Source organism: Caulobacter segnis (assembly GCF_003243465.1).
Taxonomy (GTDB): Bacteria; Pseudomonadota; Alphaproteobacteria; order Caulobacterales; family Caulobacteraceae; genus Caulobacter; species Caulobacter segnis_A.
On record NZ_QFQZ01000055.1, the window covers coordinates 16,245 to 32,701 of the forward strand.

The following is a 16,457-nucleotide window of genomic DNA, read 5'->3' on the forward strand; positions in this document are numbered from 1 at the left end:
GGTCGCTTTCTTGCCAGTCGATCATGCGCTCCGGCCCCGCCCCGGAGTCTTGAAATGAAGTCCTCACAAGCCGACGCCGCCGTGCTAGACGGCCCGCCACGTCAAATAGAGAGTCGATCCATGTCCGCCGCTTCGTCCTTCAAGTCAGAGTTCCTGCGAACCCTGGAGGCGCGCGGCTATATCCACCAGATCACCCATCCGGAGGAACTGGACGCGGCCGCCTCGGCCGGGATCGTCACCGCCTACATCGGCTTCGACGCCACCGCACCCAGCTTGCACGTCGGCTCGCTGATCCAGATCATGCTGCTGCGCCGCCTGCAGCAGGCCGGCCACAAGCCGATCGTCCTGATGGGCGGCGGCACGACCAAGGTCGGCGATCCCACCGGCAAGGACGAGAGCCGCAAGCTGCTGTCGGACGCCGACATCCAGGCCAATATCGCCGGCATCAAGCAGGTCTTCGCCAAGTTCCTGACCTTCGGCGACGGGCCCACCGACGCGATCATGGTCGACAACGACGCCTGGCTGAGCAAGTTCGGCTACGTCCAGTTCCTGCGCGAATACGGCGTGCACTTCACCGTCAACCGGATGCTGGCCTTCGACTCGGTCAAGCTGCGCCTTGAGCGCGAACAGCCGATGACGTTCCTCGAGTTCAACTACATGCTGATGCAGGCGGTGGACTTCCTGGAGCTGAACCGCGCCCACGGCTGCGTGCTGCAGATGGGCGGCTCGGACCAGTGGGGCAACATCCTCAACGGCGTCGAGCTGACCCGCCGCGTCGACCAGAAGAGCGCCTTCGGCCTGACGACGCCGCTCCTGGCCACCGCCTCGGGCGCCAAGATGGGCAAGACGGCGGCCGGCGCGGTGTGGCTGAACGCCGAGCAGCTGAGCCCCTACGACTACTGGCAGTTCTGGCGCAACACCGAGGACGCCGACGTCGGCCGCTTCCTGAAGTTGTTCACCGACCTGCCGCTGGACAAGATCGCCGAGCTGGAAGCCCTGGAAGGCGCCCAGATCAACGAGGCCAAGAAGGTGCTCGCTGACGAGGCCACCCGCATGGCCCACGGCGAGGAAGAGGCCCGCAAGGCCCGCGACGCCGCCGAGAAGGCCTTCGAGCAGGGCGCGCTGTCGGCCGACCTGCCGACCTTCGAGGTTCCGGCGGCTGAGCTGGAAGCCGGGATCGTGCTGGCGGCCCTGTTCGCCGACGCGGGCTTGGCTGGTTCGCGCGGCGAAGCGCGTCGCCTGGCCCAAGGCGGCGGCCTCAAGGTCAACGACAAGGCCGAGGCCGACGCCAACCGCACGATCACCTCGGCCGATCTCGTCGAGGGCGTGGTCAAGCTCGCCGCCGGCAAGAAGAAGATCGTGTTGGTGAAGCCCGTTTAGTTGGTTGACTGTCATCCCGGCCACAGCGTAGCGGAGAGCCGGGACCGCCAAGGACTCATGCGCTTGCGGTGGTCCCGGATCGCGCTTCGCGTGTCCGGGATGACAGCTTTCTAAGGTGGAGAAGCGTTCGATGCTGCAACCCGGCAACAAGGCCCCTGATTTCGACCTCCCGACCGACACCGGTCGCGTCAGCCTGTCGGCCCTGAAGGGCAAGAACATCGTGCTCTACTTCTATCCGAAGGACGACACGGCCGGCTGCACGTCAGAGGCGCTGCAGTTCTCGTCGGAAGTCGAGGAGTTCCAGAAGCTGGGCGCGGTGATCATCGGCGTCTCCAAGGACAGCGTCGCCTCGCACGCCAAGTTTCGCGCCAAGCACGACCTGACCATCGAGTTGGCCGCCGACCCGATGGGCGACGTCGTCGAAGCCTATGGCGCCTGGGTCGAGAAGAGCATGTACGGACGCAAGTACATGGGCATCGATCGTTCGACCTTCCTGATCGACCGCGAAGGCGTCGTGCGCGAGGTGTGGCGCAAGGTGAAGGTGCCCGGTCATATCAAGGCCGTGATGAACGCCGCCAAGGCCATCAAGTAGGGCATCCTCGCGGAATCTTTGCGGCCAGCGGGTGTTGTATCCGCGCCGCAACCTGTGACGATTCAGCGCACCGACGTGCTAAACGCGTGGTCGCTGCGGTCAGAAACCGTTAAGGATCGCGGCGCAGAATGCCTTTTCTCGAGTCACGCCCGTCGAGGGCGCGAAGAGTCTTGCACGTTTCCGCTTTATCGTAGCATATCGCCCAGACCTGAAACGGGGGGTTTCCTGGGACGATGGCGATCAAGCGCTTCAAGCGGCTGCGGCAATCTCTCGAATCCCTGTTCCCAGAACGGCATGTCTACGTGCGCTCCGGTGGCGAGATGCGCGGCTATGTCTTCTCCACCAACAAGCAGCTGATTGGTGCGGCCTGCGTGGGTGTCGGCGCGCTGTGGATGGGCGTTTGCACCGCCTCCATGCTGATCAACGCCCTAGCGGTCAGCTCGACCGACCAGCAGGTGATCAAGCAGAAGGCCTATTACGAGCGCCTCAACGCCGACCGCCAGGCCCGCCTAAACAGCGCGGTCGCTCAACTCTCGGCGACGAACGGCTCCCTCGACGAGCTGGCGACTTCGGTCGAGAAGCGCCACGCGGCGCTGGCCCTGCTGGTGTCGGACTTCAAGGGCGTGCCCGGCGCCGCCGACGCCTTGAAAGTCGCCAAGCCACGCCTGCTGGCCGCCAGCCCGGTCGAGCGCATCCAAGCCACGCGCATGGATCAGGAACGCCTGATCGACGCCGCCGAAGGCTTCGCCAAGAGCCGGGCCGAGCGGCTGCGCCTGGCGATGCGGATGGCGGGCCTGGACGCCAGCGGCTTCACGGGTCGCGGCGTTTCGCTGGGCGGCCCGCTGATCGAGGCCAAGGATCCGCGCGCGCTGGCCGCCGTCCTCGACGTCGACGAGGAATTCGCCAGCCGCATCCAGCACGCCGCCAACGACATGTCGGACATGCGCAGCCTGGGCGCGGCGGTGAAGAAGCTGCCGTTCTACAAGCCGACCAGCAATCCGGCGCTGTCGTCCAGCTACGGTGTCCGTTTCGACCCGTTCACGCACCGCCCGGCCTTCCATTCGGGCCTCGACTTCCCCGGCGCCATGCGCACGCCCATCATGGCCACAGCGCCAGGCGTCGTCTCGTTCACCGGTGTGCGCGCCGGCTATGGCAACACGGTCGAGATCGACCACGGCGGCGGCTTCAAGACCCGCTACGCGCACCTCTCCTCGATCGGCGTCCGCGTCGGCCAGCGCGTGACGATCGGCTCGCGCGTCGGCGCCATGGGCTCGACGGGCCGTTCGACCGGTCCGCACCTGCACTACGAAGTCTGGGTCAATGGCAAGGCCCAGAACCCAAACCGCTTCTTGAGGGCTGGTGAGTATGTTCAGCAAACAAGCTAAGTCGGCCTCCAAGGCCGCCGGCCGCGTCGAGGCGCCGGCGAGCCTGCCGTCCAGCAATTCTGCGGACGCCACGCGTCGCGCGACGCCGAAGGTCGCCTCGCTGCTGTCCGCCGACCTGACGATCGAGGGCGCCATCGAAGGCGAAGGCGAGCTGCAGCTCGACGGGATTCTCCGCGGCGACATCCGTGTGGCCCGCCTCAGCGTCGGCGAAACCGGCCATGTCGAAGGCGCGGTGCAGGCCGAGCTGGTGGAGGTGCGCGGCCGTATCGTGGGCTCGATCACCGCCAAGCAGGTCCGCCTCTATGGCACCGCCTATGTCGACGGCGACATCACCCACGAGCAGCTGTCCATGGAGACCGGCGCCTACTTCCAGGGTCGCAGCCTGAAGTTCCAGCGCCCCCCCGCCCCGATCCAGCCCACGCCCGAGCCGGAAGTCCTGGCCATCGCGGCGGCTTCGGTCGAGGCCTGACAAACAAAACGCCCCGGAGCGATCCGGGGCGTTTCGCTTTTGGCTTGTCGCCGGAAGCCCTAAGCCTCGGCCGCGTCGCGCGTGGCGCCGACCCGCTGGGCCAGGGCCGCGCCCATGAACGCGTCGAGGTCGCCGTCCAACACCCCTTGGGTATCGGAGGTCTCGACGTTGGTCCGCAGGTCCTTGACCATCTGGTAGGGCTGCAGGACGTAGCTGCGGATCTGGTGCCCCCAGCCGATGTCGGTCTTCTGGTCTTCCAGCGCCTGCTGGGCGGCCTCGCGCTTTTGCAGCTCGGCCTCGTAGAGGCGCGCGCGCAGCATCTTCCAGGCCTCTTCGCGGTTCTGGTGCTGCGAGCGGCCGGCCTGGCAGGCCACCGCGATGCCCGTCGGAATGTGCGTCAGACGCACGGCCGAGTCGGTCTTGTTGATGTGCTGACCGCCGGCGCCGGACGCCCGGTAAGTGTCGGTGCGCACGTCCGCCGGATTGATTTCGATCTCGATCGTGTCGTCGACCACCGGATAGACCCAGGCCGAGGCGAACGAGGTGTGGCGGCGGGCGCTGCTGTCATAGGGACTGATGCGCACCAGGCGGTGCACGCCGGCCTCGGTCTTCAGCCAGCCATAGGCGTTGGCCCCCTTGACCAACAGGGTTGCCGACTTGATGCCGGCCTGGTCGCCGTCGGTCTCTTCGATCAGCTCGGTGGTCATGCCGTGGGCGTTGGCCCATCGGGTGTACATGCGCAGCAGGATGCCGGCCCAGTCGCAGGACTCGGTGCCGCCGGCGCCGGAGTTGATTTCGATATAGGCGTCGTTGCCGTCGGCCTCGCCCGACAGCAGGGCCTCGAGCTCGGCGCGGCCGGCGCGGTCCTTCAGGGCCTTCAGCTGGGCGCGGGCGTCGTTCAGCGACTCCTCGTCGCCTTCCATGTCGGCCAGCTCGGCGTATTCGACGGCGTCCTTGAGGTCGCGCTCGATCGACTGCACGGCCTCGACCTTGGCGGCCAGGCTGGCGCGCTCGCGCGAGACGGCCTGGGCCTCGGACGGACGGTCCCACAGGGTCGGGTCCTCGACCCGGGCGTTCAGCTCATCGAGCTTGCGGAGAGCGACGTCCCAGTCAAAGACGCCTCCTGAGCAGTCCCACGGACTGCTCGATGTCGGCCGCGGCGGCCTCGACATCCGGTCGCATCACGTAACTCCGTGACAGTGTTGAAGGGCGCGGGGAATAGCCTGCGTTGCAGTCCCGCGCAATGACATCAATAGAGGCCGCTCAAGGGATCGACCTTTGGCGGCGGCTTGCCCGGCTGGGCCTGCGGCTGCGGAACGGGCGGCAGGCCCGGATTGAGCTCCTCGTAAGGGATCGGACCCGTCGGGGCGACCTCCACCTTGGGCTCGGTGCCCGGGCGGAAAGCTTCGCGGACGCCGCGCACCAGCGCGAACTTGGCGTTCTTGGGTGGCTTGAAGTCCACCACCGGCTGGCCTTCGAGCGCGACCTTCATGAAGTCCATGAACACCGGCACTGGGCCCGCCGCGCCCGTCTCGCCCTCGCCCAGCGAGCGGTTGTCGTCGAAACCGAAGAACACCCCGACGATCAGGTTGGGCGAATAGCCGACGAACCAGGCGCTGCGATATTCGTTGGTCGTGCCGGTCTTGCCGGCCAGCGGACGGCCCAGCGAGCTGACAGCGGCGGCGGTGCCGCGCTGGACCACGCCCTGCAGCATCGAGGTGATCTGGTAGGCGGTGATCGGGTCCATGATCTGGTCGCCCGGCGCGGCGAAGCGCGGGCTCTCGTCGCCATTGAAGCCGGCGTTGCAGCGTTCACAGTCGCGCTTGTCGGCGCGGAAGATGACCTTGCCCTCGCGATCCTGCACCAGCTCGATCAGGTGCGGCTCGACCCGGCGACCGCCGTTGACGAACGGGGCGTAGGCGGCGGTCAGCTTGAACGGAGTCGTCTCACCCGCGCCCAGCGCCATGGCCAGCACCGGATCCATGGTCTTCACCACACCGGCGCGCTGGGCGAAGTCGACGATCTTCTTCATGCCGACGCTCTGGGCCAAGCGCACGGTCATGGCGTTGATCGACTGCTCGAGCCCCTTGCGCAGGGGCTGAGCGCCATAGAACTCCTTGTGGTAGTTCTCCGGGCTCCAGTCCTGGCCGTTGGCGCCCTTCAGCGTGATCGGCGCGTCGACCACCACGCTGGCCGGCGTATAGCCGTTCTCCAACGCCGTGGCGTAGACGAAGGGCTTGAACGACGAACCCGGCTGGCGCTTGGCCTGGGTCGCGCGGTTGAAGTTCGACAGCGAGTAGCTATAGCCCCCGACCAGCGCCACGATGCGGCCGGTATAGGGCTCCATCGCCACCAAGGCGCCATTGACCGCCGGCACTTGGCGCAAGCGATAGCCGCCGCCGGCGGCCTTCTCGACGAAGACGAGGTCGCCGGCCTTCAGGCCCTTGCCAGCCTTGGCCCAGGTCATGTCCTCGCCGACGATCTGGCCTTCGCCCTCGCCCTTCACAAGGCGGACCTGCCCGCCGTTCGAGGTCACCAGGGCCGGACGCCAGGCGCTCCGTTCCGAGGGGATCGGCTTGGCGAGCGCGGTCTTTTCCCAGTTGAGGTCGGTCGACTCGACATGGCCCCAGGCGCCGCGCCAGCCGTGGCGGCGGTCATAGCGCTCCAGGCCGTCCATCAGCGACACGCGGGCGGCAGTCTGCAGGCGCGGATCGAGCGTCGTGCGCATGTAGTATCCGCCCTCGTTCAGGCGAGGGCCGAGCGTGGCCATACCGCGCTGGCGCACCTCCTCAACGAAGTAGTCGGCGTCGCGATAGGCGGCGCGCTTGGGCGCGGCCTGCACGACCAAGTCCTCGGCCATGGCCGCTTGCGCCTGGGCCTTGGTGATCCAGCCCTGTTCGGCCATCTGGCCCAGCACCCAGTTGCGGCGGGCTATCGCCTTGGCCTTGTTGCGGATGGGGTGGTAGTTGTCCGGCCCCTTGGGCAGGGAGGCCAGATAGGCGCACTGGGCCAGGGTCAGGTCCGGCAGCGACTTGCCGAAATAGTTGTAGGCCGCCGCCCCGACCCCGAACGAGCGATAGCCCAGCCAGATTTCGTTGAGATAGAGCTCCAGGATCTGCTGCTTGGTCAGCGATTGCTCCAGCCGGCTGGCCAGGATCGCTTCCTTGAACTTGCGCCCGACCGTGCGGTCGCTGGTCAGCAGCACGTTCTTGGCCACCTGCTGGGTGATCGTCGAACCGCCTTCCAGCCGCCGGCCGGCGATGGCGTTGCCGACATTCTTGATCATCGCCCGCGACAGGCCGCCCACATCGACGCCGCTGTGGGCGAAGAAGTTGCGATCCTCGGCCGCCAGGAAGGCCTGCGCCAGCTGCGGCGGGATCTGGTCGTAGGGGATGAAGATCCGGCGCTCCTTGGAGTACTCGCCGATCAGGGTGCCGTCCCAGGCGTAGACGCGCGTGGCCGTCGGCGGACGGTAGTCCTGCAGCTCGCCGGCGTCGGGCATGTCGTGGAACAGCCAGGCCGCATAGATCGCGATCGCGAAGCCCGCGACGGCGACCAGCGACAACACCGCCACGCCCGCGATGGCCAGCCATCGTTCCCTGGGTTTCAGATCCACGCGACCTCCGTCGAGCGGACGCCCTCGCCCGCCGCACACCTTCACCAGATCGTCCGGCGCACGGCGCAAACGATCGCTCCAGTGATTAGAGCGCGACGCGCGAAAGGGGAAGCGGACCTTTCGGTCAGGACTTGCGGACGTCCGCCGAGAAATAGGCCTCGATCGAGTCGCCAACCGCGTCCACCAGCCGAGCGCGGCTGGCCTTGTTGGTCAGGAACGCCTCGTCCTCGGGATTGGTGATGAAGCCCATCTCCAGAAGCACCGCCGGCACGTCGGGCGCCAGCAGTACGAAGAAGCCGGCGTCGCGATGGCTGCGGCGAAGCAGCGCGGTCTCCTCGCCGACATTGGCCAGCAGCAGCTGGGCGAAGGCGGCGGAGCGATTCTTGGTGGCGCGCTGCGACAGGTCGAGCAGGATCTGGCTGACAGCGCGGTCGCGGCCCGGCAGGTTGGCCTTCATCAGCCAGTCGTTCTTGTCCAGCACCAGGCCCACCCGCTCGGCGCCCTTTTCGGACACGGTGTAGACCGAAGCGCCGCGCGTCGCGGTGTCGGGGCCTGAATCGGCGTGCAACGAGATAAAGAGGTCGGCGTCGGCGCGGCGAGCGATCTGCACGCGACCTTCCAGGGGCACGAAGGTGTCGGTCTCGCGGGTCAGGACGACCTGATAGCGGCCGGTCTTCTCAAGACGCGTCTTAAGAGCCTTGGCCGCAGCCAGGGTGACGTCCTTCTCGAAGGCGCTGGCGCCCAGGGCGCCGGAATCCTTGCCGCCGTGCCCCGCGTCGATGACGATCACCTTCTTGAGGCGCAGCGGCGCGGCCTTGATCGGCGCGCTGGCCAGGGTCAGCCTGGGCGCGGCCTGGAAGGCCGGCGGCGCAGCGGCGCCATCCACGGCCTTGAGGTCGATGACATAGCGATAGGCGGTGGCGCCGTCGCCGGGCGGCAGCAGGAAGCGGCGGCGAACCTCGACCTTGCCGGCCAGCTCCAGGCGCAGGCGCGCACCGCCGGCCGCTTCATCGATCAGCCAGTGCTTGACGAGACCCTGGCCCGAGCCCTGCAGGTCGCCGGAAATCGTGACGTTCGGCAACGCGAGAACCAGGCGCTGGTCGGCGGAACCGTCGGAAAGAAGCTTGCCGGCCGCGGCGCGGTCCAGGTCGATGACCACGCGGGTCTCGGTCCGGTCGCCGCCGAAGCGGACCTTCTGCACGCCCGAGGGCGCGGCGGGGCCTTGGGCGGTCGCGACGGCGACGCCGGCGACGGTCATGCCGCCGACGATCAGGGCCGCCCGGACCCAGCCCATGCGGGCCAAATTGATCAGAACCTTACGCATACCCGCCCGCGCTAGCCGGATTTGGTGAACCGATCGTCAATATCGGCGCGAGGCGGTAGCCAAAGGGTTAAGCCTTGCTAAGGCGTCGAAAGCTTTTCTTTTCCGCGCCAATATGGCTACAGTCCCGCCGCGTGCGAAGGTCCGTGATCGTCACGACTGCGTGCGGGCTGTCCTGGGTTGCGAAAGAGGTCCTGAACCCCTTCCGAAGCCGAGGCGGCAGACTAGATAGTTCGCGATGCGACCGACGGAGCGGGCAAGACGCCTACCGAGACGCCGTATCGCGGGGCCTGCGTCGGGCTCAAACGCCCTCCTGGCGACGACGCGCCATCCGATCCGCGCCACTTGGCGCGGGACACGAAACATCCAGTCCGCGCCTGGCGCGGTAAGGACAAAACGAAACCCCCATGGGCTGCGCCGCACCCGACCGCCTCTGGCAACCGCCCCTTCGCCCCCGCTTCGGCGGGGCGACGACGGTCGGCGACGCGCGCGCCCTTCATTCATATCGGCGCCCGGGCCCAGAGCCCGCCGCGCGCCGTGGAGACTTCCTGAATGTCGAAGAAGATGCTGATCGACGCAGCACACGCCGAAGAGACGCGTGTGGTCGTCGTGGACGGAACCCGGGTTGAAGAGTTCGATTTCGAGAGCCAGACCCGCAAACAGCTTCGTGGAAATATCTATCTCGCCAAGGTGACCCGCGTCGAACCCAGCCTGCAGGCTGCGTTCATCGAATATGGCGGTAACCGTCACGGTTTCCTGGCGTTCAATGAAATCCACCCCGACTATTACCAGATCCCGGTCGCCGACCGCGAAGCGCTGATGCGCGACGATTCCGGCGATGACGAGGACGACACCCCGATCTCGCGTCGCGCCTCGGGCGGCGACGACGAGGACGATGTCAACGGCGAAGACACCGCGATCGACGACGACGAAGACGACGTCGAGGAAGAGCTGGCGCGCCGCAAGCGCCGGCTGATGCGCAAGTACAAGATCCAGGAAGTGATCCGCCGCCGGCAGATCATGCTGGTCCAGGTCGTCAAGGAAGAGCGCGGCAACAAGGGCGCGGCCCTGACCACCTACCTCTCCCTGGCCGGCCGCTACGGCGTCCTGATGCCCAACACCGCCCGCGGCGGCGGCATCAGCCGCAAGATCACGGCGGTCACCGACCGCAAGCGCCTGAAGAGCGTCGTCCAGAGCCTGGACGTGCCGCAGGGCATGGGCCTGATCGTCCGCACGGCCGGCGCCAAGCGCACCAAGGCCGAGATCAAGCGCGACTACGAATATCTGCTGCGCCTCTGGGAGAACATCCGCGAGAACACGCTGCACTCGATCGCGCCGGCGCTGATCTACGAGGAGGAAGACCTCGTCAAACGCGCCATCCGCGACATGTACGATAAGGACCTCGACGGCATCTGGGTCGAAGGCGACGCCGGCTACAAGGAAGCGCGCGACTTCATGCGCATGCTGATGCCGAGCCAGGCCAAGAAGGTCTTCAACTACCGCGACCCGACCCCGCTGTTCGTGAAGAACAAGATCGAGGACCATCTGGCCCAGATCTATTCGCCGGTCGTGCCGCTGCGCTCCGGCGGCTATCTGGTGATCAACCAGACCGAGGCCCTGGTCGCCATCGACGTCAACTCGGGCAAGGCCACGCGCGAGCGCAACATCGAGGCCACCGCCCTCAAGACCAACTGCGAAGCGGCCGAGGAGGCCGCCCGCCAGCTGCGCCTGCGCGACCTGGCCGGCCTGATCGTCATCGACTTCATCGACATGGATGAAGCCAAGAACAACCGCACGGTCGAGAAGGTCCTGAAGGACGCCCTGAAGGACGACCGCGCCCGCATCCAGATGGGCAAGATCTCGGGCTTTGGCCTGATGGAGATCAGCCGCCAGCGCCGCCGCACCGGGGTCCTGGAAGGCACCACCCATGTCTGCGAACACTGCGAAGGCACCGGCCGCGTCCGCTCGGTCGAGTCCAGCGCCCTGGCCGCCCTGCGCGCGGTCGAGGCGGAGGCTCTAAAGGGTTCCGGCAGCGTGATCCTGAAGGTCTCGCGCTCGGTCGGCCTCTACATCCTGAACGAAAAGCGCGCCTATCTGCAGCGCCTGCTGGAGACGCACGGCCTGTTCGTCACCGTGGTGGTCGACGACAGCCTGCACGCCGGCGACCAGGAGATCGAGCGCACCGAGCTCGGCGAACGCATCGCCGTCGCTCCGGCGCCCTATGTCGACGAGGACGATGACTTCGACGACAGCGCCTATGACGACGAGGCCGAGGAAGACGAAGAGGAAATCCTCGAAGACGAAGACGACATCGAGCGCGAAGACACCGACGACGACGACGCCTCGAGCCGCAAGCAGGCCCGCGACGACGATCGCGGCGACCGCAAGGGCCGCCGTCGCCGTGACCGCCGCCGCGGTCGTCGCGACGACCGCGAGACCGAGGTCGACGCCGAGGCTGAAGGCGACGAAGAGGACGCCGACGCCGATGCCGACGACCGCACCGAGTTCGGCGACGAGGACGAGGACGCCCGCCGTCGCCGTCGCCGTCGTGGTCGCCGTGGCGGCCGTCGCGGCGGTCGCGAGGACGGTGATCGCCAGGCCGACGCCTATGTCTGGATCCGTCCGCGCGTCCCGTTCGGCGAGAACGTCTTCACCTGGCACGATCCTGCCGTCCTGGTCGGCGGCAACGGCGGCGAAGGCCGTCGTCCGGCGCCGGAAGCCCGCGCCGAGGCCCCGGCCGAGCGTCCGGAACGCGCCGAGCGCGAGGAGCGTCCCGCCCGCGAGCGTGGCCGCCGTGGTCGCGACCGCGGCCGCCGCAACCGCGACGAGGCCCCGGTCGCCGAAGCCGCCGTGGCCGAAGCCGCCTCGCCCGTCGAGGTGGCGGTCGCCGCCGAACCGGCCGAGCCGTTCGAGGCGCCGATCCTGGCTCCGCCGGTGATCTCCGCCCCGCCGGCCGACGTCTGGGTCGAACTGCCCGAGGCCGAAGAGGCCCCCAAGAAGCCCAAGCGCACCCGCTCGCGCAGCAAGAAGGCGACCGCCGAAGTGGCTGAGGCCGCCGAAGCCGTGGCCGAGGTCGTGACCGAATCGGCGGCCATCGCGCCGCCTGAACCGGAAACGGCGGCGGAGGTTGCTGCGCCGGAAGCCGAGCCGGTCGTCGAAGCCGCCCCGGCTCCCGAGGCGACGCCGGCTCCGGAACCCGAGGTCCTCGCCGAGGCCGCGCCAGAAGCGCCGACCGAGCCTGATCCGGCCGAAATCACGACCCCGCCCGAAAAGCCGCGCCGCGGCTGGTGGCGCCGGTAGTCGAGCCGACCACGGCCCGCGCCTTTGACCAAAGGCGCGGGCCGAAATCGTCATGGGGAACCCGCGCAAGCCTTGTTCCCTCGCCCCAACGTTCCAAGTTAGACTGAGCAGGGTTCGCGGGGGCGCGATCTGGAGATCATTCGATGACCTCGCGTGGAGGGCATGCCGGAAAACGCCAGACCGGGTGGGTCGTCGCGCTGTCGACGCTGTCCATCGTCGCGTCCGGCGTCTCGGTCCCCCAGGTCGCCCGGGCCCAGGACGACTCGCCGTCCCTGATCCGCGACACCGAGATCGAGGAGATCCTGCACCACGACGCCGACCCGATCTTCGCGGCGGCGGGGCTGGATCCCCGGAACGTGCGGATCCTGATCGTCGGCGACAAGAGCCTGAACGCCTTCGCCACCCAGGGCCTACAGATGGGCCTGAACACCGGCCTGATCCTGCAGACCGAAAACCCCAACCAGCTGCGCGGCGTCATCGCCCACGAAACCGGGCACCTGGCCGGCGGCCACCCGATCCGCTCGGACGAGATGATGCGCGCGGGCCTCAAGCCCATGATCCTGACCATGGGCCTGGGGATCCTGGCGGCCCTGGCCGGCTCGCCCGACGGCGGCGCGGCCCTGATCGCCAACTCCCAGTATGCCGGCGCGTTGGGCGCGCTGGGCTACAGCCGCGAGCAGGAGTCCCGCGCCGACCAGGCCGGCGCCGGCTTCCTTGAGGCCACCGGCCAGTCGGGACGCGGGCTCGTCGAGTTCTTCGACAATTTCCGCTACCAGGAAGTCTTCGACCAGGCGCGCCGCTACGCCTATTTCCGTAGCCACCCCCTGTCCTCGGAACGGATCGAGGTGCTGCGCAGCCGCGTCGAGCGCCAGCCGCACTACAGCGCCGTCGACACGCCCGAGGACATCGCCCAGCACGAGGTGATGAAGGCCAAGCTGGAAGGTTTCATCAATCCGCAGGTCGCCTTGATGAAATACAAGGAGACCGACGCCAGCTTCCCGGCCCGCTATGCGCGCGCGATCGCCTACTATCAGATGAAGGACCCCGACCGGTCGCTGAAGCTGATCGACGGCCTGATCGCCGACAATCCAGACAACCCCTATCTCTGGGAGCTGAAGGGCCAGGTGCTGTTCGAGTTCAACCGCATCGCCCAGGCCGAGGAGCCGCAGCGCCGGTCCGTCCAGCTGAAGCCCGACGCCGCCCTGCTGCGCGTGAACCTGGGCCAGACCCTGATCAACCTGAATGACCCGGCCAAGGTCGAGGAAGGCGTCAAGGAACTGAAGCGCAGCCTGCTGAACGAACCGGACAACACCGTCGCCTGGCGTCTGCTGGCCCAAGCCTACGACAAGCAGAAGAAGGACGGCGAGGCGCGTCTGGCCACCGCCGAGCAGTATTTCTCGCTGGGCGCCGTGCGTGAAGCGCGGGTCTTCGCCATGCGCGCCCGCGAACTGCTGCCCAAGGACACCCCGGACTGGCGCCGCGCCACCGACATCGTCCTGGCCTCCCGTCCCTCCAACCAGGACCTGAAGGACCTGGCCAAGGACGGGGCCATGCAATCCAATCTCGGCCGCTAGCGGCCAGCCTAACCTTGAGATCTCGATGACCCTGTTTCGTCGCGCCGCGACCCTCGCCCTGCCCCTGGCCGTGTCCAGCCTGGTCCTCGCCGGTTGCGAGCGGCCCGACGCCAAGCCCAGTGATCGGTTCGGCGAGAAGGTGCGCGCCTATCTGCTCGAGCACCCCGAGGTGCTGATGGAGGCGTCGCAGAAGCTGCAGGAAAAGCAGGCCAATCAGCAGGCCGCGTCGGCCCAGAAGGCGATCGGCCAGTATCGCCAGGCGATCGAGCGCGATCCGCGCGACGTGGTGATCAATCCGGCCGGAACCGTCACCGTCACGGAGTTCTTCGATTACCGCTGCGGCTACTGCAAGCACGCCGCGCCCGAGATCATCGACCTCGTGCAGAAGAATCCCGATATCCGCTTGGTTCTCAAGGACTTCGTGATCTTCGGCCGCGACAGCGAGGCCGCCGCACGCCTTATGCTGGGCGCCAAGGACCAGGGCAAGAGCCTGGAGCTCTACAAGGCCCTGATGGCCGAGAACGCTCTCGACGCCGCCACGGCGCTGCGCGTGGCCCAGGGGCTGGGCATCGACCTGGCCAAGGCCAAGGCCGCCGGCGAGAGCCAGGCCGTGACCCAGCACCTGGCCGACACCGAAGCCCTGGCCAAGACCCTGGCCCTGCAAGGCACCCCGGCGTTCGTCGTCGGCGACACCCTGATCCCGGGCGCCGACATCAACGCCCTGAAGCTGGCGATCGAGCAGACGCGGGCGAGCAAGGCGAAGGCCGGGTGACTTGAAGGGCGGCCGTCGAGGAGCCACTATCGTTTTGTGGACGCTTCAGGAGCATTGTCGTGCGCGTCGCCGTCGCCGAGGCCGAGGGCCAACTGACCGACCTGGTCCGCCGCGCCGAGGCCGGCGAGGAGATCATCCTCACACAAGACGGTCATGCGGCCGTAAAGCTAACGCCGATACCCAACAAGCCGCTGGTGGATTCAGCTGAACGAATGCGCCGCCTGCAAGCAATCAGTGAAAGTGGTCGGGCCAAGGCGACGCCCGGCGTTTCGGCCGCGCGCAGCCAGGACTTCCTGTACGACGACGACGGCCTTCCAGGGTGATCGTCGTCGATACCTCGGCTCTGATGGCGATCGCGCTGGGAGAGACGACGGCGTCGGCTTGTCATGACGCTTTAGCGGCCGAGACTGAGGTCCTCATCTCCGCCGCGACGGCTGTTGAGGCCATGATCGTCGCGCATCGCAAGAATGTCGCCGAAGAAATGAGCGGCCTTCTGAACGATTTCGGCTTCAGCACCGTTCCCGTGGCGCTCGAAGATGTCGACAAGATCGCGGCCGCCTATCGGCGCTGGGGCAAGGGCTTCCACCCCGCCGGCCTAAATTTCGGCGACTGCTTCGCCTACGCTTTGGCGCACGAACGCGGTTGTCCATTGCTGTTCGTAGGCGAAGATTTCGCCAGCACCGATGTGGTGTCAGCCCTTTAAATCAGCCCCGCCAACGGCGAACTCGGGTCAGCGTAGCGCCGCTTCTGCATACGCCCGGCCAGATACGCCTCGCGGCCGGCGATGACGGCGTGCTTCATCGCCTTGGCCATGCGGATCGGGTCCTTGGCCTCGGCGATCGCGGTGTTCATCAGGATGGCGTCGCAGCCCAGCTCCATGCCGATCGCCGCGTCCGAGGCCGTGCCGACGCCGGCGTCGACCAGCACCGGCACCTTGGCGTTCTCGACGATGATCCGCAGGTTCACGCGGTTCTGGATGCCCAGCCCCGAGCCGATCGGCGCGCCCAGCGGCATGATCGCCACCGCGCCCGCCTCTTCCAGCTTCTTGGCGTAGACCGGGTCGTCCGAGCAGTAGACCATCACCTGGAAGCCGTCGGCGACCAACAGCTTCAGCGAGCGCAGGGTCTCTTCCATGTCCGGGAACAGGGTCTTGGGGTCGCTGAGGACCTCGAGCTTCACGAGATCCCAGCCGCCGGCCTCGCGGGCCAGGCGCAGGGTGCGGACGGCGTCCTCCCCCGTGAAGCAACCCGCCGTGTTCGGCAGATAGGTGAATTCGGTGGGCTTCACATAGTCGACCAGCAGCGGCTGGCTGGGATCGGTCAGGTTCACGCGGCGCACCGCCACGGTGACGATCTCGGCTCCGGCCGCCCGGGCGGCGGCGGCGTTGGTCGCATAGTCCTTGTATTTGCCCGTGCCGACGATCAGGCGCGAGCGGAAGGTGCGGCCGGCGACGGTCCAGGTTTCTTCTGTATCCGGCGTCGAGACGGTGTCGGGGGAAACATGCGCGTTCATGCGGTTGGTTTACGCCCCGCCGGCCCGCGATCCAATACGCGGGATCAACCGCCGCCGATAAAAGTGACGATCTCGATGCGGTCGCCGTCAGCCAGGGTCGTGTCGGCATAGGTCGAGCGCGGGGCGATCTCGAGGTTGCGCTCGACGGCCACCTTGCGGGCGTCCAGACCCAGCGACGCCACCAGATCGGCGATCGTGCGCACCTCGCCCACGTCCCGCTCTTCCCCGTTCAACAAAAGCCTCATTTCACCTCCGAAGCGAGCCCTGCTTGTGACCTGAGGGAACCGGCTATACAAGACCTCCCGGAATCGACGGCGGAGCCGCATGGTAAAACCGATCCACGTGCTGAGCGGCCCCAACCTCAACCTGTTGGGAACCCGCGAGCCCGAGATTTATGGCAAGGACACCCTTGATGATGTCCGCGCGCGCTGCGAGGCGCGGGCGGCTTCGCGTGGCGTTTCGGTGGTCTTCCGCCAGTCCAACCATGAGGGCGTGCTGATCGACTGGGTGCAGGAGGCGCGTGTGTCGGCCTCGGC

Annotated in this window: 16 protein-coding genes; 11 read left to right on the forward strand and 5 right to left on the reverse strand. The window is 67.5% G+C overall.

Going from position 1 to position 16,457, the window contains the following annotated elements:
• The first annotated feature begins 54 nt into the window (after window positions 1–54).
• The 4 genes from tyrS to DI526_RS16025 all read left to right on the forward strand — a co-directional run bounded on the left by tyrS (window position 55) and on the right by DI526_RS16025 (window position 3,826).
• Window positions 55–1,380 (forward strand): tyrosine--tRNA ligase, encoded by a 1,326-nt coding sequence (gene tyrS, locus DI526_RS16010; RefSeq protein WP_304280046.1) that lies wholly within the window; start codon window positions 55–57, stop codon window positions 1,378–1,380.
• A 130-nt stretch (window positions 1,381–1,510) separates the two neighbouring features.
• On the forward strand, window positions 1,511–1,972 hold the full coding sequence (locus tag DI526_RS16015; protein ID WP_304280048.1) for a peroxiredoxin: 462 nt from the start codon (window positions 1,511–1,513) through the stop codon (window positions 1,970–1,972).
• A gap of 233 nt (window positions 1,973–2,205) precedes the next feature.
• On the forward strand, window positions 2,206–3,357 hold the full coding sequence (locus tag DI526_RS16020) for a peptidoglycan DD-metalloendopeptidase family protein (protein ID WP_304280050.1): 1,152 nt from the start codon (window positions 2,206–2,208) through the stop codon (window positions 3,355–3,357).
• A complete protein-coding gene (locus tag DI526_RS16025) occupies window positions 3,338–3,826 on the forward strand; it encodes a polymer-forming cytoskeletal protein (RefSeq protein WP_304280053.1) in 489 nt (162 codons plus the stop codon). Before DI526_RS16020 ends, DI526_RS16025 begins: the two co-directional genes overlap by 20 nt.
• Window positions 3,827–3,885: 59 nt before the next feature.
• Here DI526_RS16025 and prfB read toward each other — a convergent pair.
• The 3 genes from prfB to DI526_RS16040 all read right to left on the reverse strand — a co-directional run bounded on the left by prfB (window position 3,886) and on the right by DI526_RS16040 (window position 8,766).
• A protein-coding gene (prfB, locus tag DI526_RS16030; RefSeq protein WP_304280056.1) for a peptide chain release factor 2 occupies window positions 3,886–5,008 on the reverse strand; the annotation gives its coding sequence in 2 pieces (ribosomal slippage) (window positions 3,886–4,938 and window positions 4,940–5,008; 1,122 coding nt in all).
• A 67-nt stretch (window positions 5,009–5,075) separates the two neighbouring features.
• Complete coding sequence (locus DI526_RS16035) at window positions 5,076–7,442, reverse strand: penicillin-binding protein 1A (RefSeq protein WP_304280057.1); 2,367 nt, start codon at window positions 7,440–7,442, stop codon at window positions 5,076–5,078.
• Window positions 7,443–7,566: 124 nt separating this feature from the next.
• Window positions 7,567–8,766 (reverse strand): N-acetylmuramoyl-L-alanine amidase, encoded by a 1,200-nt coding sequence (locus DI526_RS16040; RefSeq protein ID WP_304280060.1) that lies wholly within the window; start codon window positions 8,764–8,766, stop codon window positions 7,567–7,569.
• Between the two features lie 404 nt (window positions 8,767–9,170).
• On the opposite strand from DI526_RS16040, the gene DI526_RS16045 reads away from it, so the two are divergent.
• From DI526_RS16045 to DI526_RS16070, 6 genes are all read left to right on the forward strand, one after another.
• Window positions 9,171–9,392, forward strand: a complete 222-nt coding sequence (locus DI526_RS16045) for a hypothetical protein (RefSeq protein ID WP_304280062.1) — start codon at window positions 9,171–9,173, stop codon at window positions 9,390–9,392.
• Window positions 9,316–12,063 carry a ribonuclease E/G gene (locus DI526_RS16050; protein WP_304280064.1) on the forward strand — a complete coding sequence of 916 codons (2,748 nt, stop codon included), beginning with the start codon at window positions 9,316–9,318 and terminating at the stop codon, window positions 12,061–12,063. The genes DI526_RS16045 and DI526_RS16050 overlap by 77 nt, the downstream gene beginning before the upstream one ends.
• 143 nt (window positions 12,064–12,206) lie before the next feature.
• Window positions 12,207–13,637, forward strand: coding sequence for a M48 family metallopeptidase (locus DI526_RS16055; RefSeq protein WP_304280068.1), 1,431 nt, complete (start codon window positions 12,207–12,209; stop codon window positions 13,635–13,637).
• 25 nt (window positions 13,638–13,662) lie between these two features.
• Complete coding sequence (locus tag DI526_RS16060; RefSeq protein WP_304280070.1) at window positions 13,663–14,409, forward strand: DsbA family protein; 747 nt, start codon at window positions 13,663–13,665, stop codon at window positions 14,407–14,409.
• 59 nt (window positions 14,410–14,468) lie between these two features.
• The gene (locus DI526_RS16065) at window positions 14,469–14,732 is read left to right on the forward strand and encodes a type II toxin-antitoxin system Phd/YefM family antitoxin (RefSeq protein ID WP_304280073.1); all 264 of its coding nucleotides are present in this window, start codon (window positions 14,469–14,471) and stop codon (window positions 14,730–14,732) included.
• Window positions 14,729–15,112 carry a type II toxin-antitoxin system VapC family toxin gene (locus DI526_RS16070; RefSeq protein WP_304280076.1) on the forward strand — a complete coding sequence of 128 codons (384 nt, stop codon included), beginning with the start codon at window positions 14,729–14,731 and terminating at the stop codon, window positions 15,110–15,112. The genes DI526_RS16065 and DI526_RS16070 overlap by 4 nt, the downstream gene beginning before the upstream one ends.
• Here the strand turns inward: DI526_RS16070 and DI526_RS16075 are convergent.
• Entirely contained in the window at window positions 15,109–15,921 is an 813-nt protein-coding gene (locus tag DI526_RS16075; RefSeq protein ID WP_304280080.1) for a thiazole synthase, read from the reverse strand. The two genes, DI526_RS16070 and DI526_RS16075, sit on opposite strands and share 4 nt — an antisense overlap.
• A gap of 44 nt (window positions 15,922–15,965) precedes the next feature.
• Complete coding sequence (gene thiS / locus DI526_RS16080; RefSeq protein WP_304280082.1) at window positions 15,966–16,166, reverse strand: sulfur carrier protein ThiS; 201 nt, start codon at window positions 16,164–16,166, stop codon at window positions 15,966–15,968.
• A gap of 79 nt (window positions 16,167–16,245) precedes the next feature.
• Between thiS and DI526_RS16085 the strand changes: the two genes are divergently transcribed.
• The coding region (locus DI526_RS16085; RefSeq protein ID WP_304280085.1) for a type II 3-dehydroquinate dehydratase at window positions 16,246–16,457 on the forward strand (212 nt) is incomplete at its 3' end.